The sequence below is a fragment of the Acinetobacter sp. BWR-L5 genome (assembly GCF_039655985.1).
GTDB lineage: Bacteria > Pseudomonadota > Gammaproteobacteria > Pseudomonadales > Moraxellaceae > Acinetobacter > Acinetobacter johnsonii.
In genome coordinates this window covers 188,305-210,910 of sequence record NZ_JAGFEV010000003.1, presented here as the reverse complement: position 1 = coordinate 210,910, position 22,606 = coordinate 188,305, and the positions used below count along the sequence as shown (strand labels likewise).

20 protein-coding genes and 1 tRNA gene are annotated in these 22,606 nt (G+C 39.3%); 5 read left to right on the top strand and 16 right to left on the bottom strand.

Translation table 11 applies throughout. From position 1 onward, the window contains the following. Positions 1 to 56 precede the first annotated feature (56 nt). The 8 genes from JZ787_RS06720 to JZ787_RS06685 form a co-directional block, all read right to left on the bottom strand. On the bottom strand, positions 57 to 1,100 hold the full coding sequence (locus JZ787_RS06720) for a lambda-exonuclease family protein (protein WP_346311979.1): 1,044 nt from the start codon (positions 1,098 to 1,100) through the stop codon (positions 57 to 59). Positions 1,101 to 1,244: 144 nt separating this feature from the next. After that, positions 1,245 to 2,291 carry a DUF932 domain-containing protein gene (locus JZ787_RS06715; RefSeq protein ID WP_346311978.1) on the bottom strand — a complete coding sequence of 349 codons (1,047 nt, stop codon included), beginning with the start codon at positions 2,289 to 2,291 and terminating at the stop codon, positions 1,245 to 1,247. A 251-nt stretch (positions 2,292 to 2,542) separates the two neighbouring features. After that, positions 2,543 to 3,166: a hypothetical protein gene (locus JZ787_RS06710; protein WP_346311977.1), complete on the bottom strand. Its 624-nt coding sequence runs from the start codon at positions 3,164 to 3,166 to the stop codon at positions 2,543 to 2,545. Between the two features lie 37 nt (positions 3,167 to 3,203). Beyond that, positions 3,204 to 3,515 carry a hypothetical protein gene (locus JZ787_RS06705; protein ID WP_346311976.1) on the bottom strand — a complete coding sequence of 104 codons (312 nt, stop codon included), beginning with the start codon at positions 3,513 to 3,515 and terminating at the stop codon, positions 3,204 to 3,206. Positions 3,516 to 3,519: 4 nt separating this feature from the next. Beyond that, complete coding sequence (locus tag JZ787_RS06700; protein ID WP_346311975.1) at positions 3,520 to 3,804, bottom strand: hypothetical protein; 285 nt, start codon at positions 3,802 to 3,804, stop codon at positions 3,520 to 3,522. A 489-nt stretch (positions 3,805 to 4,293) separates the two neighbouring features. Continuing rightward, the gene (locus tag JZ787_RS06695; RefSeq protein ID WP_346311974.1) at positions 4,294 to 5,160 is read right to left on the bottom strand and encodes a hypothetical protein; all 867 of its coding nucleotides are present in this window, start codon (positions 5,158 to 5,160) and stop codon (positions 4,294 to 4,296) included. 126 nt (positions 5,161 to 5,286) lie between these two features. Beyond that, complete coding sequence (locus tag JZ787_RS06690; protein ID WP_346311973.1) at positions 5,287 to 6,252, bottom strand: inovirus-type Gp2 protein; 966 nt, start codon at positions 6,250 to 6,252, stop codon at positions 5,287 to 5,289. A 399-nt stretch (positions 6,253 to 6,651) separates the two neighbouring features. Continuing rightward, complete coding sequence (locus JZ787_RS06685) at positions 6,652 to 8,997, bottom strand: hypothetical protein (protein ID WP_346311972.1); 2,346 nt, start codon at positions 8,995 to 8,997, stop codon at positions 6,652 to 6,654. Between the two features lie 794 nt (positions 8,998 to 9,791). Between JZ787_RS06685 and JZ787_RS06680 the strand changes: the two genes are divergently transcribed. After that, a complete protein-coding gene (locus JZ787_RS06680) occupies positions 9,792 to 10,019 on the top strand; it encodes a hypothetical protein (RefSeq protein WP_004691623.1) in 228 nt (75 codons plus the stop codon). Between the two features lie 177 nt (positions 10,020 to 10,196). Beyond that, a tRNA-Thr gene (locus JZ787_RS06675) sits at positions 10,197 to 10,272 on the top strand. Positions 10,273 to 10,339: 67 nt separating this feature from the next. Here JZ787_RS06675 and JZ787_RS06670 read toward each other — a convergent pair. From JZ787_RS06670 to JZ787_RS06660, 3 genes are all read right to left on the bottom strand, one after another. Next, a complete protein-coding gene (locus JZ787_RS06670; RefSeq protein WP_234964964.1) occupies positions 10,340 to 11,170 on the bottom strand; it encodes a class I SAM-dependent methyltransferase in 831 nt (276 codons plus the stop codon). 3 nt (positions 11,171 to 11,173) lie between these two features. Further along, the gene (locus JZ787_RS06665) at positions 11,174 to 12,472 is read right to left on the bottom strand and encodes an FAD-dependent oxidoreductase (RefSeq protein WP_346311971.1); all 1,299 of its coding nucleotides are present in this window, start codon (positions 12,470 to 12,472) and stop codon (positions 11,174 to 11,176) included. Between the two features lie 414 nt (positions 12,473 to 12,886). Next, entirely contained in the window at positions 12,887 to 13,768 is an 882-nt protein-coding gene (locus tag JZ787_RS06660; RefSeq protein ID WP_004978180.1) for a pirin family protein, read from the bottom strand. Between the two features lie 332 nt (positions 13,769 to 14,100). Here JZ787_RS06660 and ycaC point away from each other — a divergent pair, with 332 nt between their 5' ends. Together ycaC and JZ787_RS06650 are read left to right on the top strand one after the other, a co-directional pair. Next, positions 14,101 to 14,727 carry an isochorismate family cysteine hydrolase YcaC gene (gene ycaC, locus JZ787_RS06655; RefSeq protein ID WP_346311970.1) on the top strand — a complete coding sequence of 209 codons (627 nt, stop codon included), beginning with the start codon at positions 14,101 to 14,103 and terminating at the stop codon, positions 14,725 to 14,727. 127 nt (positions 14,728 to 14,854) lie between these two features. After that, the gene (locus JZ787_RS06650; RefSeq protein WP_346311969.1) at positions 14,855 to 15,778 is read left to right on the top strand and encodes a LysR substrate-binding domain-containing protein; all 924 of its coding nucleotides are present in this window, start codon (positions 14,855 to 14,857) and stop codon (positions 15,776 to 15,778) included. A gap of 100 nt (positions 15,779 to 15,878) precedes the next feature. Here JZ787_RS06650 and ahpC read toward each other — a convergent pair whose 3' ends face one another. From ahpC to JZ787_RS06630, 4 genes are all read right to left on the bottom strand, one after another. After that, positions 15,879 to 16,442 (bottom strand): alkyl hydroperoxide reductase subunit C, encoded by a 564-nt coding sequence (ahpC, locus tag JZ787_RS06645; RefSeq protein ID WP_346311968.1) that lies wholly within the window; start codon positions 16,440 to 16,442, stop codon positions 15,879 to 15,881. A gap of 278 nt (positions 16,443 to 16,720) precedes the next feature. Continuing rightward, the gene (locus tag JZ787_RS06640) at positions 16,721 to 17,212 is read right to left on the bottom strand and encodes a flavin reductase (protein ID WP_035326242.1); all 492 of its coding nucleotides are present in this window, start codon (positions 17,210 to 17,212) and stop codon (positions 16,721 to 16,723) included. Between the two features lie 82 nt (positions 17,213 to 17,294). Continuing rightward, positions 17,295 to 18,341: a methionine synthase gene (locus JZ787_RS06635; protein ID WP_346311967.1), complete on the bottom strand. Its 1,047-nt coding sequence runs from the start codon at positions 18,339 to 18,341 to the stop codon at positions 17,295 to 17,297. 36 nt (positions 18,342 to 18,377) lie between these two features. After that, on the bottom strand, positions 18,378 to 19,370 hold the full coding sequence (locus JZ787_RS06630) for a DUF1852 domain-containing protein (protein ID WP_234964968.1): 993 nt from the start codon (positions 19,368 to 19,370) through the stop codon (positions 18,378 to 18,380). 898 nt (positions 19,371 to 20,268) lie between these two features. On the opposite strand from JZ787_RS06630, the gene JZ787_RS06625 reads away from it, so the two are divergent. Next, on the top strand, positions 20,269 to 21,567 hold the full coding sequence (locus JZ787_RS06625) for a dicarboxylate/amino acid:cation symporter (RefSeq protein WP_346311966.1): 1,299 nt from the start codon (positions 20,269 to 20,271) through the stop codon (positions 21,565 to 21,567). Between the two features lie 135 nt (positions 21,568 to 21,702). Here the strand turns inward: JZ787_RS06625 and JZ787_RS06620 are convergent, their stop codons facing one another. Then, positions 21,703 to 22,593, bottom strand: a complete 891-nt coding sequence (locus tag JZ787_RS06620) for a LysR substrate-binding domain-containing protein (RefSeq protein ID WP_148825348.1) — start codon at positions 22,591 to 22,593, stop codon at positions 21,703 to 21,705. Between the last annotated feature and the right edge of the window lie 13 nt (positions 22,594 to 22,606).

Genomic DNA, 22,606 nt, shown 5'->3' with positions numbered 1-22,606 from the left:
ATTGTTGAGTGGAGTTTGATGTTCCGCTTGTGAATTACACTTAGGCTAAAGCAGCTTCAATCATCCTTGCTGTAGATATTGAAACGTCGTGAACCTTGTTTAGTTTGTGGAAACTGGTTGAGGTATTCAGGGTGTGATTTGAGTAAGGCTTTACTGTCTAAACTGATCGAGTCTTTAGCCTTTTTCCATGTCACTGAACCTGTCGTAAACACGGCCCGTTCGGCATTTTTCATCTTGGCTTGTAGCTGATGCTTCAGCAGATCGAAATGCTCTTGATGCTTTTCAATTTGGCTTCGAGCTTGAAGCAATTGCTCAAATTGTTGATTGGCTTGTTCATCCTCTGATAGATCCGTGGTACTGAGAGGTACATGTTCTGGATAGAGGAGTTGTAATGCTTTGGCTGCCGATTCACTGGCATCGACTTCAGGCGGCGTATCCTTTTCCACACATTCCCAAAAGTAACGCTCTGCATCGATGATGTGTTGAATCACCGATTCTGAACGGGTCACTTTAAAGATTCGCGTTTCATGCCCACAGATCAAGATGCAGATATGTGCAGCTTGTTTACCTGTCACCGCCAATTGATGTTGTACTTGGCACAACACGTATAAAGGCACACCCTCTCGCCACAGTTTGGCACCATATTCCCCTGCGGTTTTACACTCCAATATCTGTACATCAGCATCACCCACCACCGAATAATCCAAGTTGGCCAACATGAAATGCTTATCAGGTTCAGGGTGTTGTAGCACTGCATTGACACGTCTCACTTTGTAGTTGGTGTGCATGCTGTAGTATTCAGCCACTAAAGGTTCAAGCTGTTTACCCCAATATAAAGGTGCATGCCCTTCACTTTCATCTTCAATGGATTGCTGTATCCGTCCTGTTTTGATCATCCATAGTTCCAGCATCGACATATAGGGATTGAGTCCACAGGCTGCGGCACAGTCACTACTACCGATGCCTTGCCGACGTACTTCTAGCCACTCGGCTTGGCTAAGTTTCTTGGTATCCACAAAGCGTTTTGCGGTAAACAGCTTGGGACGATCAGCATGGATATTTGGTTTGGTATGAGTTGGTTGAATCAGTGCTGAGTTCATAAATAATTTCCTGTAATTGTTAAATTTTGGGCATAAAAAAAGCCACATCTGGAGATGTGGCAAAGAGGGGTCTGGGTTAAGAGGGTTTTACAGGATCATATTGATCTCATGTCCTCATGTTAAATCTGGAATCTGAATCTAAACTTAAACAACTAAGCGTAGTGCTTGTTCAAGTCCACGTTGCTTTAAGCCCGCCCCTGCACCAAACCAAGCCGAATCAAGTCGATGATCTTGACTCATGGCTCGACGTTCATGGTCGGCAAATTCTGTGATCGAGCACAATAAGCCATAAGCTGTATCTTTGGCTGAACTAAGCTCTGCCCCACGACCCTGTCCATTAAACATGGTCATGACTTTCGACATGGCACGTCCATTCGGCTCAGTTTTGTTTTCAGCTTTGGTAGCTGAGTTGGCTTGCGTTGCGACATTACGGTAGAACTGAATAATGCCTTCGTCTTGTTCAGCAATACTCAGACTGGTGTTGTTAAACACCGCATCAAAGTACGCTGCCGCTTCAGTCTGCGTCACTTTACGCTGACTGAGTTGTTTCATTTCATACATGTGTTCATCCCATGCACGAACAGAAATTCCCAGTTGCTGTTTAATCTTCTCAGCATCAAACTTGGTGCTGTGCGGGACTTTGACTACACCTGCACTTGAGTTCTGACCTTTCAAAGCAATCGCTAAGGTGTTGTTACAGACCACACGGATACTGGTGAATTGTGCTGTGGTTGCTAAGGTTCCATCACAGGCCGTAGCCAAGAGGATATAGCCATTGCTGACATCCTTGCCTTTTAAAGCTGAGCTTTGTCCTGTACGCGCCAAAGCCCAGAACTTCTTCCCACCTTTGAGTACCCCTGCCGTTTCTAACTCAAAGCCTGATTGCTCAGTTAGATCTCGATAAAACTCCAGAATCTGTTTGGGTTGAACTTCCTGATAACGCTGACTGACCACGGAGAGCGGTGCATGGGTATCGGAACGGTATAACACCCGCTGTTCTTCATACGGCATGATGATACTTTGCCCGCGTTCATTTTGTGCCATATAGCTGACATTGGAGGATTCAATGCGCCAGTCCATGCCTGCCTGCTGTGCCCAGACTTCAATCGGTTGATTTTGCGTGAGTTGGTTGCCTAAACCATGCCAAGGGGTTTGACCGACATAAGCCATTTGTTCGAGTTGATGTGCCATGCGTTTTGTCCTTATAAACAAAAAGGCTGCTGAACCCCATCCCTTGATTGGAATGAAGTCCAGCAGCCTGATTCAGATTTGTCTTGTGAATTTGCTTATTAAGCCTTATGTAATTGACTCAACAAACTCATTCAGTGTATTGATTCATCTTTATGTTATATAAGTGAAATTTCTTTCAATCCACTCAAAATCCTCGACGACTCAACTGTATGGTGCATGGTACATACGTAGGATAAATGTACTATCTAAGTCTATTGCGCTGTCATCACAATTTCACGCCCATCTTTGAGTACTGCAACCACCTCTCGGACATTCCGTGGATCACAATTTAAAAAGAAGCGCATAGTTTTACCGTACAGAATGGGATTGGCACCATCACGATAATCTGCTTTACAGTTACCACGGTTCACCATTACTCGATCCAGAGTAATGCTGTCAGAGAGCGAGATTAAATGTAGATAGGCTGTTTCCACCACGTTGTTCGGTCCAAAGACCTGATTCTTGATTTCAATACGGTATTGCATCGAAGCATCGCCTTGATCGGATGGCGCTTGTTGTTCATCCTTCTCGGCTTCTTGTCTATTCAAGGTTTCCCATTCATCCCAGCCTTTGGCAATAAACTCTCGTATTTCATCAACAGGCGTCACTTCCAAATTACTTAAGTAAAAGCCTGCTGTAGCTGCTGTTTCTTCACTCGGTGATTTTTCTAAAGCTTCTAAATCCTGTATTTCTTTTTCCGTCAGTTTTTCAGCTTTGACAGCAGCTTTCGTTTCTTCAGTTTTAGCAACTGGGTTTTGTGCTTGTACGGCTTCTGGTTGCTTTTCACAACCGACTGTTAACATGGCAATGGTTGCCAGCATCATGATCTTTTTCATCTTTCCCCCTCTCCCCCTCTATACTTAGGCACTCACATCAAGGTGCTGGTCTATCCATGCATTGTTGGTAGTATTTATCTTTAAAGACTTGTTTGGTTTTTTCGAAAGTCGCTGTCCCACCTCGACCATATTCAAAGGCATCATGAATCATCGGTCTAAGTTGTTCTCTCAGCTCATCGTTATCGCCTGCGAGCATATAAGTCGCTTCGGCAAAGCCACCATAGGTCAAACGAGCCTGCATTACCGTTTCAGCCAGATTGGCTTCTTCTTGACAAGCCTTTTCTTGTTTGGAGGTACAACCTGTAAGCAAAACAATGGCAATGATGAAAAGTAATTTTTTATTTAGCATGTTCCTACCCTCTGCATTTGCCTACGGTATAACCTCTGGCAAAGTCCAAACGACGTCTATCTTCATCATTGGTGATCGGGACTGTAAAGAATGGCTTGCCGTATTGTTCACGAATGCTGTCATAGCGACAGCTACAGGCTTCTTCACTTTCCACTGCGGTTTTAATGGCAGCATTTGGATACATGCATTGTTCGATATAGGCTTTACGGTCTTTGCTATCCGTAGATGAACAGGCAGATAAAACAGGTAAAAGGCATACAGCAAGCATGCTGCATGATTGAATTTTCATGAAGCTCCCCTCTAATATTGTTCTGTATTGAAATCAAAATTTAAGACACGAAGACGCATGCTCCCGAGTAAGGAAGATGTGCGGATATGAATAAAATGAGACGAATCAATCCCATCAACTGCTTGATGAAAAGTCAGTTGTTTGAAATAGAATTCAGTACAGTAAGGGGATGATTTGAATGACCATGACGGACTCCTATATGCATGAGAAGCTCTGCCAAATCACTGCTATTTGATTATGGTGGCAGAACAGAAGGGGGTTAGCAGACTGGGCATATAGAACCAGCACGCGCGAACGCGTCCCCCTCCCGTTCTACCGCAAAGGGGGACGAGAAGGTTTCGCACAAGACTTATACTCAGGAAGAATATAAATACCTGATACGCTATACGCTCGGTCTGCTAAAACCGACTGGCAATGTAGGCCAGCATGCTAAGAATAATGGTGAGGGGGATTGAAGTCAATTCAAGCCATTCTTTTATTTATGCTAACTCAACCTGTATTATTCCCCCCCCGACCAACTATATAAAAATACCGCCAATTCTTAGGAAAATTGTGATCTTTCCAAGCATGTTTAAATTTTTCTTCTCCCCAAAAAGCATTGGTAACATAAATAACTGCATAAAATAACTGGTATTCATAGTCACCTGTATACCCTCTTACATCCTCTGCTATTTGCCCAAGTATTTTTGTCAATTGCTGTCCGTTAGAGGCATATTTATATTCTATCGCTACAGACAACTCTGGAATTAAAATATCTGGTTTATACTGTTTAGCCGTTTTAATAAAATTTGATTTTGATGTTTTAATAGACGGAAAAACTGCCTCTAAAACATATTTAACCTCCTGATAAACCTCTGTTTCTGACTTTGGAGTTACTTGCTTTTGATGAAGAATTGCATCGGTATTCTTAAGAATTTTTTCTAGGTAATGTACTCCAGAAAGTTTTAAATACCCCTCAATATCCTGCATAATGCCAAGAGGACCAATGAATTGTCGAATATTAAAAAGAAATACATTAAACGGCTCTCCTGTCCAATACGCCTCTATATCAAATTCTTCCGCTGCTTTCCTTGCATCAAATTTTTTACCAAATACCTTATAAAAATGCTTTAAATAGACATGCATCTGTTCTTTATCTAGTAATGCAACCGTGGTGAGGTATATTGAAGTAGCAAGATGCATAAAGGGAATAACTAACTCTTCATCTCGATCATTAGCCGAATTAAAATCAGCATTATTCCCACTAGCATCATTTTTCGCACATTCCAGTTGATAATATACTAGGTCGTGCTGTAACCGTTCTGCCTCTGTTATTAAAGTAAATAGTTCACGCCTGATTTCCCTTGATTCCATCATTTAATCTCTGTTAAAGCTTTAAGCATAAGTATTTCATATAGTTACATAAAAATAACTATATGAAACAAAAACTGAAATTAATTTAAATGATCAGCTTTTTGACTAGTAATATATAAGTCAATAATTTTAACTTATGCTATTTTTAATCCCTCTACGCTTGGTATTTTCAAACTCTCCATGCCCAAAAGTTTGCATATCTTTTATGGCTTTCACTCGAAGTCGTTGAATATCTTTTTCAGGTAAGGTCAAGTAATTGATCACCGAGAGTAAACGCTCCCAATCACCCTCTTTATTCCTTGTGACCATCCCTAGACCAATTTCACAGCCTGCCATACGCAACTTATGAATGTATTCCTTACTGTGAGGGTTAAAATAGCAACCATGTCCTTGAGTAATCTCTTGCCATTTCTCCCCTATACGTTGCGCATAATAAGAGCCTTTCTGTACTTTCGTACCATCATAAATGAGTAGCAGATGGGCATGATACCCACCATTATTTTCCGTTGATTGTTCCAACGCCCAAGCATACCCATGCATATCTTGAAAACAGGTATCTTTATTCGATAACCGATTCCGCATTTTTTCAAAATGCTTATAGAATTGCTCTATATTAATCTGACCCTTTGAATCATTTTTGTACGCAAGATCTACTCTGACTATCAATAACTTAGAGTAATGATGGAAAAGCTTACCAATATAATCGATTAAGCTATCTGTGTTGTTCTTTTCTTGCTGAGCAAATTGGTTCAACTCATCATTAATTCGACGTTTAAAATCTTTAATTTGTTGTTCAAAGTCTCTCAATTGCTTCGTATTAAACTGAAGCACAAAATCATAACTATCAGTATTAGGGTTACAAAAAGGGTCGTAACGCATTAAGTCTATTTCTGACTTTAGTGCCACAAAAACAGCGTTGTAATCACTGTAGTGATGATCTACATCATAAATTTTATCAAACTGTTCTAGCAGCTCCTTAAAAACTGGTTTAAATGATTCTTCAAAACCTACGACCATAATATTGCTAATAAAGCTCTCTACTGCGATTAAGATAGCTGGTTCAGAAAGACGATTGAATGAAAGCATTGATGTCATGGTGTCTCCAAAAAGTATTATTCACCATCACATCAGTCACTTCTGTTTTTTTTCAGAGACTAGTAAATCTTTCCTGAGTACTCTCATACCCTCCTGTACAGAGTTATCCGTAAAAGATATATGAGAAGTAGTATCATGAAAGAAAGGTTATAACGACTGACTGAATTCTTTTTGTAGTCAGTACCTTAGGAATCAAGAGAGTAGGATGTCTTAATAATATAAGTTACCAACTAAGTAGGTTGTACAGCCCAGTAAGAATTGCCCATGAAATCCTACTTAGTGGTATAAGAAAAGCCTGTAAATACTATAAATATGTCATAAATCAACCAAGCTAAAGTAACCCCTTACTAGACCCTTTTTTCTTAAATAGAAATGTAATGATGATTCAACGCCTTCAACCTAGGATAGCCCTTGTTCTGCTTTAGGTTTATGCCCTGGTGTCAGCCTTTTTTCTTTACGCACCCAACCTTCAATTGGGTTAAATAAACTCTTGTAACAAATGTATGGTAAATATTTTTCCTTAAAAGCCACTCTAGTCACTTTGTCTGTAGTCTCAATTTTTAAGGACCTTGATGAAAGTTCGATAATTCCATCTAAAATAGCCTGATGCTCTATAAGGTAATCAAACTCTGCTTTTATAAAGGCAAGAGAACCACTATGGGATGAATCGTCTGAATTTCGATATTTTTCATTACGTAGGTTGATGAAATTTTTCAAAAATAAATCCAAACTTTCACATATATCAATAGACTGCAATTTTGAGTCATAGTTAAAAATCAAGGTTAGGTCTGCATGCAACGTTTTGTCTTTCCCAACTTCGAATCCTTTTTCATCCCAACGCAGTATATACCCTCTTAACCAACGTAAAGGTTGAGTTGAGCGCCCTACACGAAGGAACTCTGTCAAAATTGCCGATTGCTCTTTTTTGCTAAAATTACCGCCATGCAGACAACCAAATTTAAGATGCAATCGATGAACAACTATATCCTTTTCTAAAAGGTAATCAGCATATTCTGACAACTTTTCAAATGACTTATCTAATTCTTTAAGCTGCTTGTTATAAGTATTCACATTCAGGCTTGCCTTAAAACTTTTTAATCTCTCTTCATACTTTTGAATTATTTCAGGACTTATTGGTTGAGAATTCAAACTCAATAATTCCTTCTTATAGAGAAAAAAGAAATGACTAAAATCAGTTAAATTTTGTGAATCAAAACCAGATGCTGTTATTTCAAAAAAAGGAAAATCTTCATTTTTTAATTGCTTTAAAAGACTAAACCAAATACCCCCTAATCGAGTCAGGCTATCACCGTAAAATTTGGGTGAACGGCTCTTATTAGAAATTGCTAGTGTTGTCACTATATTGAATAATTTTGGTGGAACAGTTTTCAAAGTTTCGCAAAAAAGCTCTACCAAATAAATTAGACTGCTGCATGGGATTGTATCCTTATGCCTTATAGGAAATACAGCATGAGGTAAATCCATCAATTCAACTTTATGGAGATAATTCTGGGTGATTGGAGAGAGGTGCTTGCAATCAAAGCTTTTTTTACTTCTAAAAAGTGCTAAAAGCTCATCGAATGTAATCTGTTTTGTTACATCCTTTTGCTGTAATTTGCTATTAGCAATTAAGTCGCCAATAGAACCTTTCTTAAATACATAATCATTCTTGGCATAGCCTTCTATCTTCAACCCTATTACTTGGTTCACTGAAAAAAAATAACTGTAAACCCAATACCAGCAATTAAAGCGTGATTCTATGTTCTTCTTTTTTATTAAACCCACGGCATTGGATGCATGATAATTACGAAGGTGATTATTCCAATTTATCAGGGTGTAGCTTCTAGCAGACAGACCAACTTGGCTTCTCATTTTCTTATCTAACTGAGACATGATCCCATCTTCTGAGAAAGTCGAATGTTTACAATTAAACATCAATATGCAATGCAAATTTAAACCAGCTTCTTGCATCGGTTCTAATTTAAATAAGTAACTTTGTAAATTCTCAATTTGAGCAATCAACTGATGTATAGCATCGATTTTATCTTTAAGTGCTTTGAATAAGCTCGTGTAACTGTCTGAACAATCATCGGAAGGCGCGTATAACTTAATGTCCAAGCACATGATGTATACTTGCCCATTTCGATCTAACGTATCATTAAAATACTTAAAATATTGTTCTTCTTCATCTGATAAAGCAAAGCTTTCTTTAACTGATTCATCATTTATTAATTTAGGTTTTAAATCCTTCGATATCGCAAAATAAGTCTCTGCCAAGCATTCACTAGAAACTGGACTAAAGCCTAAAGAGTTATTTACACAAAATTCATTAAGTTGAAAAATCTCGTTAAACCTCTTGACAATATTTGTCTGATTATCCAACCTGCCATGGACTTCAGGTTCCATCAAATATTGTACAAATTTTCTAAATGTGGGTATCTCTAATCCATGCCATTCAAGCAATAACTCGGATGTATATTGCAAAGAACAAATAGCTTTTAAGAAGTTTTCTCTGCTATTAAAGTCCATTTTTTCAAATGCTTTTTTTCCCCATGCATTATCATTCTTAATATTTTCTAGCCATCTATCATAGAGCTGAATGACATCTATTGAGTCTCTGAAAATTAGAAAATTTTGACCTCGATCTTCTTGCTTAATCTCATCATAAGTCTTTCTATACCTCGCCCTAAGCAAATCATACATTTCTTCTTTTAAAATTTTAGGTAAATTAGGGCTTATTCTCATTGAAACCTTCTATATACAATACTTACAAAATATTTATTAAAATGTTATTCAGTATTTTTTATCATAAAAATCATATTCTATAAATTAAAAATCATAACATTTATATATATTATTCAAACTTATGAAGTCATTAGTAAACCCAAAAGAGTTGAGCAAAACTGCCCAATTCTTTTAAACATTAATTGAAGACTTTTAGGTGAAAATGCTGCATTACTCTGTGAAATCGGAACAGACTGCTTGGTAACCAAACTAAACATGAATACAAGGTAAACAAAAGGATCTGTATGCTGAGAAGTTAGAATAGTAGAATCTGATAGCTATCTAATTAGTTTATGCTAGAGTAAAGACAGTACCTCAATAAGTGCCACTCTACCTTTATTCATCTGGGGGTATAATTGGGGGTAAAAACAAAAAAACGCTATATCAATATATTTTTATTTCAATAATTTAAATTAACAATATGATTCCCTCTTTCCCGCCAAAATTTTAAAGACCTTAATCGAAAGATTAAGGTCTTTTTTTATGCTGAATATTCTTATTTAGACTTGGCACAAAGTCTGCTTCATAAAAACGACTCTTCACAAAACAGGATAATTTGCACCACAAAGTGAAATATTTATTCAAAAATAAACGCTTGAACCTGATTCAAACTTGAGCTAAAACAATTTCTAAGGGAGGTTAAAATAAATCATCAATGATCATCTAGATGCAATGTTTATGAAGCACAATTCATTTGCGGTATATAACTAGCGAAACACTAAATTGACCAATAAAACTGCTATTCGGGAGTCAGAATGAATAACAGCACCAATTATGTCAAACAAATTAAAAACGCTAAACGAGGCGGTTATACCCCAACCCTTGCAAAGGATGTCAATAAACATAAAATTCAAAAAGCAATTCGTCTGATTGAACAATGGAGAACGCTGGCCAATGAACTCAAACCTCAAATGCAACTCGACATGGCTTTTACGTTGGAAGAATGTGCCCAAGACCTCGATCAAATTTTAAGGAGCAAATAAGTTCCATGTTTTCACTTAACCCTATTTAAAAACAGTTTCATCACAGCCCCCAAATTTTATTCTTAGCTTTCACCCACCCTTTGGTGGGTGAAGTTTGCACAAACAATCATGTGCATTTCAATCGCTCACTTTTTGGCTTGCGTTTTCAAGAAAATCCGCTATTATTCTCACCACGTTGCCGGCATAGCTCAGTTGGTAGAGCAACTGACTTGTAATCAGTAGGTCCACAGTTCGAATCCGTGTGCCGGCACCATTTTATACATAGCCTCGCTTTTTAGTGAGGCTTTGTTGTTTCTGGCCCTTTGGTTTTTTATTTCATTTTAAATGTCTTTAACTGCTGTAATTTGAACATAGCGCACGATGCCCTGTTCAAATAATTTTTGACAGAGCTTAGCCGTCATTTTAATTTTGAAGTAATCCAAATTTTGAGCGGCCTGTTGGACTAAATGCACATGATAATAACGAGAAAAACCCGCCAAAACTGCATCTGATAAATCTTCAATAGCAACCTGCTGATAGCCTTGTGATTCTATCGAATGCTTCAAATTCGCTTCTAACTGAAGATGTTCCAAATGAACATCGGCTGCTTTTAACAGCATTTTCAGTTGAAGTTTCTCAAAACGATTTAAATTCAAAAATGCATCACTCAACATCAGATAGTGAAAACCGATACGCCCTTTTGAATTTAAAACAGAATGGGTTGATCTCAGAAATGAATTTAAATCACTGTGATAAGCGGCATCGAGGCAAAACACCACATCAAAAGGTGCTGAAAATAGCTTTGAATTTAAATTTAAAAATGACGTTTGAATGATGTGTATCTTTGAATTTAAAGTGTGTTGTATGTGCTGAACACATTCGGCTTGTAACTCAACCGCACAAAGTTGCTGAACATGGTAATGCTGCTGCCACAGCAATAGACTCGCACCCTGTCCACAGCCCAAGTCTAGAACACGGTCATTTGACTTTAGCTGTAATCGATCAGCAAGGTGTATGGCTAGTGTTTGGCAAGCCTCAGGATAGGATGACCTTGCATCATCCCAATAGCCAAGATTGCTCCAAGCCAATACAGCGTGATCTCCCAATTGTTTTGCATCAATTGCATATTTATGTTTGGGCAGATGTCGCTGTAAGGTTTGGAGCCATTTCATGCTTTAGTAGCCGAGTTGTGGGGCAACCTCAACTTTAGGTTTTAATCCAACAAACGGCAATGGTGCACCGAAAATTTCTGCAATATGCATTGCTGAAGTGACGGCAGACTCTAAAATAGGCAGACCATCGCACGACCATGAACCACAGAAGAAGACTTTTCGGTTAGCACTTTTATGGCGTTGTTGTAACTCTTTATTCAAAGCCACAGTTTGCGAGTCCACCACCGCACGGGTCAAAGTTACAGTTGAAATCACTTTTTTCGGGTCAATCTCGGTCACAGGCTGCCACGTTTGGAACACAGCGTTTTTACCGACCAAACTTGGTTCGACTGAATTAAGCCAAACCGTGAACTGTTGACGGGTAAACTTACGGTCCATAATATAGCTCAGCACCGACCAGTCTTTACGCTTAGGCGGCATCACGGAAGGATCCGTATGGATCACCAGCTGACCTTGCTCAAAACGGAACTGCTTTAACAGCGCAATATCATCTGCAAACTGAACAGGATCTAAAAACTCTTCAATTTTTGTGGTTGGCGTTGCCACCACCACACGGTCAAACAATTGCTGTTCGCCCTTATTATTTTCAACCAAAACTTTGTCACCTTGTTCAGTGACTTTGCTAATAGCCGATCCGCTTTGGATATTGATGTTTTCAATCAATTTATCGACCAAGGCAGGTGTTCCCCCTTGTATACGCAATAAAGCATCACCATCCGTCAACTGACGTAAAAAGATCAGCAACGGTTTCGCTGGCCATTCGCCAATGGTTTTTGGATTACAGGTACAGATGGTATAGAGCACAGGCATGACTGCGCCATGCCAAAACACTTCTTCAATGTCATGCTGGTTGATAAATTCAGCCAAGGTAATGTCTTGATCTTTAGATTTGAAGAATTTAGCAATCGCGGTTTTAAGCTGCAACATACCTTTAACCAAGCGCCATCCATACTGCTGTAGGCCTTTGCGGTTATTGATAATCGGGAAATTGCCAATGCGACTACGGGTAGTGGTTAACCATGTTTCTGTACGGTCTTCAAACAACCAACTACATGCCATGTAAGTGCGTACTGGATACGTTTTGATGCCTAAATAAGTCGCAAGACTTAAGGTGTTTTTCCATAAGTGTGGGTTCATGACACGTAACGGAGCATCAATCAGACCACCTTCAAACTCTGTACTGTGGCTATCCATCCCTCGCCCAGTCAGTGCTTCGAAAATAGTAATATTATGCCCAGCATCCTTTAGAATTCTTGCGGTAGCAAGACCGGCCATGCCGCTACCAATAACTGCAATATCCAAAATTATGATCCGTCAGTCTGACTTATATTGACTGAAATTATGACCCAATGTCGAAAAAATAGGGCTATTAAAAAATACCAGAATCACATTTTTTCATGTGGTACACCGATAGGAAGATATCTGCTTAAATTACATTTCATTACACTAAAAAAGCACTCAAATAAGCACACGTTTTTTATACATTTTATTTTAAATAAAAATATAAATTGTTTAAAAACAAAGTATATAAATTAACTATTTTTATAACATCTGTTTTACAAACCAGCAAAAAGGCGCTAAGATACGCCCCGCATAAAAACGATAACCACATCACATAATAATTCATGACCAACTATGCAAAACAAGAAGACTACAGCGCCTAAAAAATCCCTACCCTTGACCGAGTAGGGATTTCTTCTTTTTAGCGACAAGATTTTAGTCCACCACAGCAACAGGGATTTCACCAAACTTGCCACGATTAAAATCATCAAAGGCTTGCACAATTTCCGCTTTGCTATTCATGACAAATGGACCATAACCTTGAATCGGCTCATTTAGTGGTTCACCAGTCAACACCAAGAACTTAGTGTCTTGCAGCGCTTGTAGTTGAATTGCGGCTTCGCCATCTTGAGCAAACATCACAATGGAACTATCCACCACTTTTTGCGTGCCATTAATCAGCACTTCACCACTGAGTACCACCACAATTGTGTTATGCGTGACGGGCACATGAATAAAAGTTTCGTACTCTGCTTTTAATTCACCATCCCAAACATTGACGGGGCTATACGTTTGAGCAGGGCCATGATGACCACCAAACTCCCCCGCAATCACGCGGAGATGTCCAGCATTATCATCCATTTCAATACGTGGGATATCCGCCACAGTCAAGGCTTGATAACGTGGTGTGGTCATTTTGTCTTTGGCTGGCAAATTCACCCAAAGTTGCACCATTTCAAACAGACCACCATGCTCAGCAAAGGCTGGAGAATGAAACTCTTCATGTACCACACCTGAACCTGCAGTCATCCACTGTACATCGCCAGTATTGATGGTACCGCCACCACCGCTAGAGTCTTTGTGCGTCACTTCACCACTATAAGCGATGGTGACTGTTTCAAAGCCACGATGCGGGTGTGAACCCACACCACGTTGCGATGTGGTTGGATCAAATTTGTAAGGTGCAGCATAGTCCAAAAGTAGAAACGGACTAATCGCTTGTCCTAAGCGGTCATATGAAAAGAGGTTTTTGACAGGAAAACCATCACCCACCCAATGCATGTCTTGATTACGATAAACACCAATTACTTTTTTCATCTTGGAACTCCTATATCGATAGGATGAATATGCAATCTATACTACCCCTTTCCTCAGCCCTCTTATAGCACTGTGCTAGCACACACAATCACACGAATAGGACAATCTCGTTAAAATCATCTCACCTACATAAAAACCAATTTAAAAACAAAGCCATTCTTTATTTTTATGGCATATTTTTGCTCAAATTTTCCTATTTTTAAGATTAAGCATCTCGTTTGGCTTATTTTATTGTCTCATTTTCCTACCTATGATGATGTTCAAGCTCAAGGCACTAACCTTCTTACTGATTGCCTTGAGACTCGACTGATAATCACAACGAGGACAGAAAAATGGCGAAACCTTATATTCGTTTAGACAAAGATAATGCAGCGGTTCTTTTGGTTGACCACCAAGCGGGTCTCCTTTCATTGGTCCGTGACATTGACCCAGACAAATTTAAAAACAATGTACTGGCACTGGCTGCTGCCGCGAAATATTTTAATCTTCCCACCATTCTGACCACCAGTTTTGAAGATGGACCAAACGGCCCTTTGGTCCCTGAATTGGTCGAAATGCTCCCCGATGCACCCTATATTGCACGCCCAGGACAAATCAATGCATGGGACAATGAAGACTTTGTTCAAGCCGTAAAAGCTACAGGTAAAAAACAATTGATTATTGCGGGTGTAGTCACTGAAGTCTGTGTAGCCTTCCCTGCACTGTCTGCACTGGAAGAAGAGTTTGACGTCTTTGTGATTACCGATGCTTCAGGAACCTTTAATCCCATCACCCGTGATGCAGCATGGGATCGCATGTCTCAGGCAGGCGTGCAGCTGATGTCATGGTTTGGTGCAGCATGTGAATTACACCGCGACTGGCGTAATGACATTGAAGGCCTCGGTTCACTCTTTGCAGCGCATATTCCAGACTATAAAAACCTAATTCAAAGCTATAGCAAAAATACAGCGCAGAAATAATCAAACCTCAGTAAAAGCGATCCTCGGGTCGCTTTTTTGTCGTGTGCAATCATCAGCGATGATACAGTATCAGATTATCCATCACAGACTGCCTTCGGTCACAAATCAATACAGGCTTGAACCCATCATGCATTCATTTGACGACTATTATTATTTTTATCTTGTGGTCAAGCACGGCGGTTTCAGTGCTGCAAGCGATGCCTCGAACATCACCAAGTCTAAGCTTAGTCGCCGCATTTTAGACCTTGAAGCCAAGTACAACGTGACCCTGATTCAGCGTTCAACACGACATTTTAAAGTCACCCCCTTGGGACAAGAGCTGTTTGAAGAATGTCGTCAAATCATTCAGCAAGTCGAAAGTGCACACAATGTTTTACTGAAACAGAAAAGTGAACCGCAAGGTTTAATCAAGATCAGTTGCCCTTCTGTGATGATGCGCTATCAAGTGCGAAGTTTACTCAATCATTTTTTAAAACAATATCCCAAAGTCCAAGTGGAAATGGAGCTGACCAGCCGTCGTGTCGATGTCTTGCATGATGACATTGATCTTGCCATTCGGACCAATTTTAGTGCCAATGAAGACTCGAGTATTGTGGTCCGTGATGTGGTCAAAACCACGCATTGTTTGGTGGCCAGTCCTGATCTGCTACAGGGCCGTGAAATTCAATTTGCCACCGAGCTGAATGATTTTCCAACGCTCGCACTGGGGGTACAAAAGTCCAATTATCAATGGTTATTGCATCATACCCAGAGTGATGAACAGATCGTGATTCCTTTAGAACCACGGGTCAAAAGTAATGATGTCGCAGGCGTGTATTACTCGGCTCTGGATGGACTCGGCATTGCCAACTTGCCTTACTTAACGGTAGAGGCAGATATTGCTTCAGGTCGCCTAGTTCACATTTTGCCCGACTGGTGTTCCAATATTGGAACCGTACAGTTGGTCTATGCTTCACGTAAAGGACAACGTTTGGTCATGGAAAAACTGATTGAGCATTTGATTCAGGGTTTAAGAGACTTTGCCAGCACCAGCAAGGGTTACCATCTGTAAAAGCTAAAAGAACCTTGCATAAAAAAAAATCAGCCCAAGTGGCTGATTTTTTACAGGTATCATGCTCATGACTCAGCACGATGCAACCATTGAGGTTGACTTAGATTTTACCAACCAAGTCGATTGACGGCGCAAGCGTTGCTTCACCTTCTTTCCATTTTGCAGGACATACTTCGCCTGGGTGCGCATGCACATATTGTGCTGCTTTTACTTTGCGTAATAGTTCAGACGCATCGCGACCAATCCCGCCAGCATTAATTTCAATAATTTGGATTTTACCTTCAGGATCAATCACAAAAGTACCACGGTCTGCTAGACCTTCAGTTTCAATCAGCACATCAAAGTTTTTAGACAAAATCCAAGTTGGATCGCCAATCAATGGATACTGAATTTTACCGATCACATCTGAAGTGTCGTGCCATGCTTTATGAGTAAAGTGGGTATCAGTCGATACACCATAAATTTCCACACCCAGTTTTTGAAATTCAGCATAGTGATCGGCTAAGTCGCCCAATTCTGTTGGACACACAAAGGTGAAATCAGCAGGATAAAAAAATACAACAGACCATTTGCCTTTCAAGTTTTGCTCAGACAACTCAATGAATTCGCCATTTTGGTAAGCTGTTGCATTAAACGCCTTAACTTCAGTATTGATTAAACTCATGTATTTGTCCTCAAAAAATTTGTGAGAGTGCTTAAGTGATGAAGCAAGAATACGCACAAACCTAAAATAGGTAAAATAGTAAGTTTTTATTATTTTTATCGGATTTTTAGATTTATAATTTCCCGACACTGTTGCCCGATTTTCACCATCTTGTGGTCTAAATGAAAACCTTTCGATTATCCAAATGAGCGCAATACAGTCAAATCCAGAGTCAAGCCGAGGAAAATCTATGATTTGGAAGGTCATTTCAAAGCTTTGATGTTCAATTCAAAGTGAATTTAAGCCGTTTCGGTCTGCCCGACCTGATGATAAGCACGATTAAAATAAACTAAACTTTGCTCATGTTGGCTTTGTTGAATCGCGACAATACGGCACATAAAGACCGTATGTGTTCCCACTTCTTGAATGTCATCAATTTCACAATCAAAATTGACCAAAGCATCCTTTAAAACAGGCGCGCCCGTTTCTAGCTCTGTCCAAACACCATGTTTAAAACGCTCTTCAGACGTCATTTTAGATGCAAAGACATTCGAAATATGCTGATGTTGTGCACCCAACACATTCACAGTGAGAATTTTATTATCGACAAAATGTGCATGTGAACGCGATGCTTTATTCATACAGACCAATAATGTCGGTGGTGTATCCGTCACACTGCATACGGCAGATGCTGTGAATCCATGACGATCAGCCATGCCTGCCGTAGTTACGACACTCACTGCACTGGTTAACAAAGACATTGCATCTCTAAAGTCTGTTGCTTCAATCATCATTTTATTCCTCAGTAGAACGGACACATGCTTTGACTCAGATAAAAGCTACCCATTTTATCAAACAGGTAGCCCTTTCACATCACGCGCTTGCTGCGTATGAAGCCGAAAGTTCTTTACGAATAATTTCTGCACCTGCGCTTAACGCATTCAGCTTACCACGTGCGACTTCACGTGCTAAAGGTGCCATGCCACAGTTGGTCGATGGATAAAGCTTATCTGCATCGACAAACTGAAGCGCCTTACGTAGTGTATTCGCAACCTCTTCAGGTGTTTCAACGGTGTTGGTTGCCACATCAATCGCACCGACCATGACTTTTTTACCGCGAATCAGTTCAATCAGATCCATTGGTACACGCGAGTTTTGACATTCGAGTGAGATAATATCGATCTTGGATTTCTGTAATTTAGGAAAAGCCTCTTCATATTGACGCCACTCTGAACCCAAGGTCTTTTTCCAATCGGTATTGGCTTTGATGCCATAGCCATAGCAAATATGAACCGCAGTTTCACATTTCAGACCTTCAAGTGCTCGTTCAAGCGTTGCAACACCCCAGTCATTCACTTCATCAAAGAACACATTAAATGCAGGTTCATCGAACTGAATGATATCCACGCCAGCAGCTTCTAACTCACGTGCTTCTTGATTCAAAATTTTGGCAAATTCCCAAGCCAGTTTTTCACGGCTTTTATAGTGACCATCATACAGCGTATCAATCATAGTCATCGGACCAGGAAGCGCCCACTTAATCGGCTGATTTGTTTGGCTACGTAAAAACTTAGCATCTTCTACAAATACTGGTTTTTGACGGCTTACAGCACCTACCACTGAAGGTACACTCGCATCATAACGATTACGGATACGAACCGTTTCGCGTTTCTCAAAATCAACGCCATCCAGATGTTCAATAAACGTCGTCACAAAATGTTGACGGGTTTGTTCACCATCACTGACGATATCAATACCTGCATGGATTTGTTCTTGCAATGATAAACGTAAGGCATCTTGTTTCGCTTCGAGTAATGCCTCACCTTCGAGTTTCCAAGGTGACCAAAGCTTCTCTGGCTCTGCAAGCCAAGATGGTTTAGGTAAACTGCCAGCTGTTGATGTTGGTAATAAAATGGCCATTTTAAATCTCTATTTCAATATTCTATTTCAGTTAAATTAAGCAGCGTCGCTGTCTACGGTATAATTCGCAGCCCATTGCTCAAGGATGTCTTGATAAGGCTTAATAAAGTTCTCTTCCGTCCATTTACCTTGCTTAACCGCGAGCTGACCACGTTCAACACGGTCATAGACAATTTGTGTTAATGAGTAATCTGGATACTCTAGGCTGGCTTGATAGACTTGGGACGCTGATGAATTTGCATTGTAAATTTCAGGGCGATAAATCTTTTGGAAGGTTTCCATGGTGCTAATCGCACTGATCAATTCAAGATCGGTGTAATCACGCAGTAAATCACCCGCAAAATAGAATGCTAAAGGCGCAGCGCTCCCTTTTGGCATAAAGAAGCGAACCCTTAAGCCCATTTTATGGAAATACTCATCGGTACGTGAATATTCATCTTGTTTATACTCAACGCCTAAAACAGGATGCTCATTGGCAGTACGGTGGTACTTCTTCGCCGTTGAAACACTCAAACAAATCACAGGCTGTTGATTAAACTCTGCTTTAAAAGTCTCTGAGTTCACCAAGTATTGATACAGTTTTCCATGTAGATCACCAAAACCTTCAGGTGCATACGACGTCGAATTCTCTTTATTATGTTCTTTCAGCACCACGCTAAAATCGTAGTCACGTACATAAGACGAGAAGCTATTGCCAATCATGCCTTCAATACGTTGATGGGTATGATGATCATTAATCGTGCTTTTCAGCATTTCAATAATTGGGAAAGTTTGACCATTCCCTTCAATGTCTAAATTTGCAGAAATAATATCGATTTCAAGCGAATAACGATCACCATTCGGGTTATCTGTTTGTGCTAAGGCATTGAAACGATTATTAATCATACGAAGTGTATTACGTAGGTTCTGCTCACGGCTTTCACCACGCGCCAAGTTAGCAAAGTTCGTCGTTAGACGTGTGTTATCTGCTGGTTGATAGTTTTCATCAAAACGAATGCGTTTAATTGAACATGCAAACTCTGTACTCATGGCGATCTGTTACCCTATATTTCTGCGATAAAACTGAATTTCTTTCATGCTCTTTCTAGACTGTCCAATTTTCTTTTTGGATCTTTCTAGCAAATCGTCTTTCCAACCTTCTCAGATTTTTCTGAGCATCAGGCTAAGAAGCAACGATGAATATGATCTATCGTTAAGAGCGTGGTTTAATTTATACCTGAATGATCACATGAATAAAAATGATTTAATCTCACACCAAAGTGAACTAAATTCATGTTTGGAAATTCTGTCGCTTTAACAATGAATTGTGCGTGGATAATTTTTTGTGGATGTACGAAAGGAGAGAATGAAAACATCAAGCCCTCATACGTGAGCTGTGAAAAGTCATGATATTGCTAAATCAATGTTATCAACACAATACATCTCTTTTTTTAATTATCTATTTATATCAGCAACTTAAAATCATGAGCTGATTATTAAAATATTAGATAAAACGGGCAATTCAATGGTTTTGTCTGTGGGAAAATGATGAGTGCAAGCTTGGTTTTAAGTTCGTGTATTCATTAACTTTGGCTCCACTTTCTGACCTTAGCTCTTCCTCACAGAATCAGGAAATTTAGTATCTTTCCTATCACCAATCAGAATTACAAAAACAAACATTCGGTCTTAAGTCCAAGAACAGCTCATCTATATCAAGTAAAACTAAAGAATCATCTCATGCATTTTTTGCATAACTGAATTAAAAATTGCATTGTCGTTTTTTTTAAAAAAAAGTAACACTTGCCACAGCTAAATCCCCAATCGACGATTTAGCACTCAATATCTAAAGCAATGCCTCTATAAATTGATCAACATGGAATGTCATCAATGCCTTGCTACATCAGGCCAAAAGTTGATGAAAAGAAGATTAAAAGAAGGAACGATAAGTATGAAGCAGAAGAAACTACTGAAATATATTCTGATTGCCATGATCTCAGGAATACTGATTGGATGGGCTTTTCATAGCACTTTAACGACTGCACAAACCACAGAACTTGCCGCCTATTTTAAAATAGTGACCGATGTATTCTTAAGATTAATTAAAATGATTATTGCACCCTTAGTGTTTGCAACAATCGTTTCTGGTCTTGTCTCAATGGGAAAATCCTCATCGCTGGGATCAATTACCTTAAAAGCCATGAGTTGGTTCATTGGTGCATCATTTATTTCACTTTTACTGGGCATGGGCTTAGCCAATTTATTCCAACCTGGCGCTGGAATGAATCTCACCGTCCCTCAAACAGCGGTTGATATCGGTGTCAGTGCGACAAGTTTGAGCTTAGAAAGCTTCATTACGCATATTTTCCCGCGTAGTTTTGCTGAAGCCATGGCCAATAATGAGATATTACAGATTTTGGTTTTCTCAATTTTCTTTGGTTCCGCACTTGCCTATGTTCAACATCATAGTGAAGCGACCGTCATTGGTAAAATAATTGATGAACTCTGTAAGGTGATGTTCCGAATTACAGATTATGTCATGGCGTTTGCACCTATTGCCGTTTTTGCAGCGATTGCTTCCGCGATTACCATCCAAGGCCCTAAGCTGATTATTGATTATAGTATTTTCATTGGACAGTTCTATGTGGGACTACTGGCGCTTTGGACTCTCCTGATTGCTTTCGGCTATATCTTCTTGAAAAAAGATATTTTTAGATTGATGCGAATCGTACGTGAACCCACCATGTTGGCCTTTGCGACCGCAAGTAGTGAATCGGCGTATCCAAAAACTATGGAAGCTTTGGAGAAATTCGGTGTACCTAAACGCATTACCAGTTTCGTGCTCCCTTTAGGTTATTCTTTCAACCTCGACGGCTCGATGATGTATATGGCATTTGCCGTGTTATTTATTGCACAAGCCTACAACATTGATTTAAGTTTTTCCCAGCAAGCACTCATACTCTTTACCCTCATGATTACGAGTAAAGGGATTGCAGGTGTTTCACGAGCATCCATTGTGGTGATTGCCTCCACTCTGGCCATGTTCAAACTTCCTGAAGCCGGTATTCTATTAATTTTAGCGATTGATCAGTTTTTAGATATGGGCCGTACGGCAACCAATGTGATTGGAAATAGTATTGCAACTGCCGTGATTGCACGTACTGAGGGCAATAAAGATGAGCTTACGGAGCAAGAAGGTATTATGGTGAACAACCTTCCTCCCGCAAACCAATTGGCCGATAACAGTTAGAATTATTTATAGAGAAAATAAAAGGTGATTTTTAAATAGTAAGTAAAGCCCTTTATTTACTATTCATAAAATCACCATATTTATTATTAACAATATGTTTCACAACGATTAACTAAAATAATTCATAAAATCCAATTATTTATTTTTCTGAATTAAAATATTCCAAATATAATTAATTCGATTTGAAAATGACATTTCTCGTTTAACCAGATAGACATCTTGAAATAAATAGTACTGCTTACCGTCCAGTACTTTTAATTTATTTTCTTGGATTTCTCTTTCAACCAATAATTTAGGCAGCCATGCCACACCTAAACCTTGTAATACCAACTCTTTTAAATCACCTGCATTATCAGTCTCATATAAAGTTCTATAATCCAACTTATTTTCAATCGCTTCATCCACACAGTTTCTTAAATATGCTTGTTTACTATAAGACAACAAAGGAAATGACTGATCGAGTGAATATTTGGCAGTTCCGTCATGATCTAACGCCGTCACCGGGAGTATTTCCATTTCAACAATTTTATGAAATTCGAACAAAGAACGATCGAATTGTTCTAATGTTTTTTGATCACAATAACTGATTAAAAAATCACACGAGCCATCTTTTAATAAGCGCATCCCCTGTTTGAAATTTGAGGCAATAATTTCCAATTTTAAGTCCGTCATATCCATCGCTAACTCATGAATAAAGCGGGGGAAAAACTGGGTAATGAGCGAGTGTGACACTGCAAACTTGACGGTTAACTCATCATGTTTCACATTCTTTTCTAAATATTTTATTGTTGTAGTGAGTTGATTTTGTATGTTTTTTGCCGAAGCAAGTAAAACTTGGCCTGCTTCTGTGAAATCAATGTTTTTACTATATCTTTTCAAAATTTGGAAACCCAATGAGTTTTCAATATTCTGAATTCTGCGCGTAAAGGCAGACTGCGTGACATGTCGTAGAGCTGCTGCTTGAGATATCGATTTTTCTTGCTCTAACGCAAGTAAATCTTCAATCCATCGAATTTCTAAAGTCATAACTCATTCTTCA

Bases quoted from the DNA above. Each gene is read 5' to 3' on its own strand.
- JZ787_RS06720 (WP_346311979.1), bottom strand. From the start codon at position 1,100: ATGAACTCAGCACTGATTCAACCAACTCATACCAAACCAAATATCCAT.
- ahpC (WP_346311968.1), bottom strand. From the start codon at position 16,442: ATGAGTTTAATCAATACTGAAGTTAAGGCGTTTAATGCAACAGCTTAC.
- JZ787_RS06625 (WP_346311966.1), top strand. From the start codon at position 20,269: ATGAAGCAGAAGAAACTACTGAAATATATTCTGATTGCCATGATCTCA.
- JZ787_RS06630 (WP_234964968.1), bottom strand. From the start codon at position 19,370: ATGAGTACAGAGTTTGCATGTTCAATTAAACGCATTCGTTTTGATGAA.
- JZ787_RS06635 (WP_346311967.1), bottom strand. From the start codon at position 18,341: ATGGCCATTTTATTACCAACATCAACAGCTGGCAGTTTACCTAAACCA.
- JZ787_RS06695 (WP_346311974.1), bottom strand. From the start codon at position 5,160: ATGATGGAATCAAGGGAAATCAGGCGTGAACTATTTACTTTAATAACA.
- JZ787_RS06685 (WP_346311972.1), bottom strand. From the start codon at position 8,997: ATGAGAATAAGCCCTAATTTACCTAAAATTTTAAAAGAAGAAATGTAT.
- JZ787_RS06640 (WP_035326242.1), bottom strand. From the start codon at position 17,212: ATGATTGAAGCAACAGACTTTAGAGATGCAATGTCTTTGTTAACCAGT.
- JZ787_RS06700 (WP_346311975.1), bottom strand. From the start codon at position 3,804: ATGAAAATTCAATCATGCAGCATGCTTGCTGTATGCCTTTTACCTGTT.
- JZ787_RS06660 (WP_004978180.1), bottom strand. From the start codon at position 13,768: ATGAAAAAAGTAATTGGTGTTTATCGTAATCAAGACATGCATTGGGTG.
- JZ787_RS06690 (WP_346311973.1), bottom strand. From the start codon at position 6,252: ATGACATCAATGCTTTCATTCAATCGTCTTTCTGAACCAGCTATCTTA.
- ycaC (WP_346311970.1), top strand. From the start codon at position 14,101: ATGGCGAAACCTTATATTCGTTTAGACAAAGATAATGCAGCGGTTCTT.
- JZ787_RS06705 (WP_346311976.1), bottom strand. From the start codon at position 3,515: ATGCTAAATAAAAAATTACTTTTCATCATTGCCATTGTTTTGCTTACA.
- JZ787_RS06680 (WP_004691623.1), top strand. From the start codon at position 9,792: ATGAATAACAGCACCAATTATGTCAAACAAATTAAAAACGCTAAACGA.
- JZ787_RS06620 (WP_148825348.1), bottom strand. From the start codon at position 22,593: ATGACTTTAGAAATTCGATGGATTGAAGATTTACTTGCGTTAGAGCAA.
- JZ787_RS06710 (WP_346311977.1), bottom strand. From the start codon at position 3,166: ATGAAAAAGATCATGATGCTGGCAACCATTGCCATGTTAACAGTCGGT.
- JZ787_RS06715 (WP_346311978.1), bottom strand. From the start codon at position 2,291: ATGGCACATCAACTCGAACAAATGGCTTATGTCGGTCAAACCCCTTGG.
- JZ787_RS06670 (WP_234964964.1), bottom strand. From the start codon at position 11,170: ATGAAATGGCTCCAAACCTTACAGCGACATCTGCCCAAACATAAATAT.
- JZ787_RS06650 (WP_346311969.1), top strand. From the start codon at position 14,855: ATGCATTCATTTGACGACTATTATTATTTTTATCTTGTGGTCAAGCAC.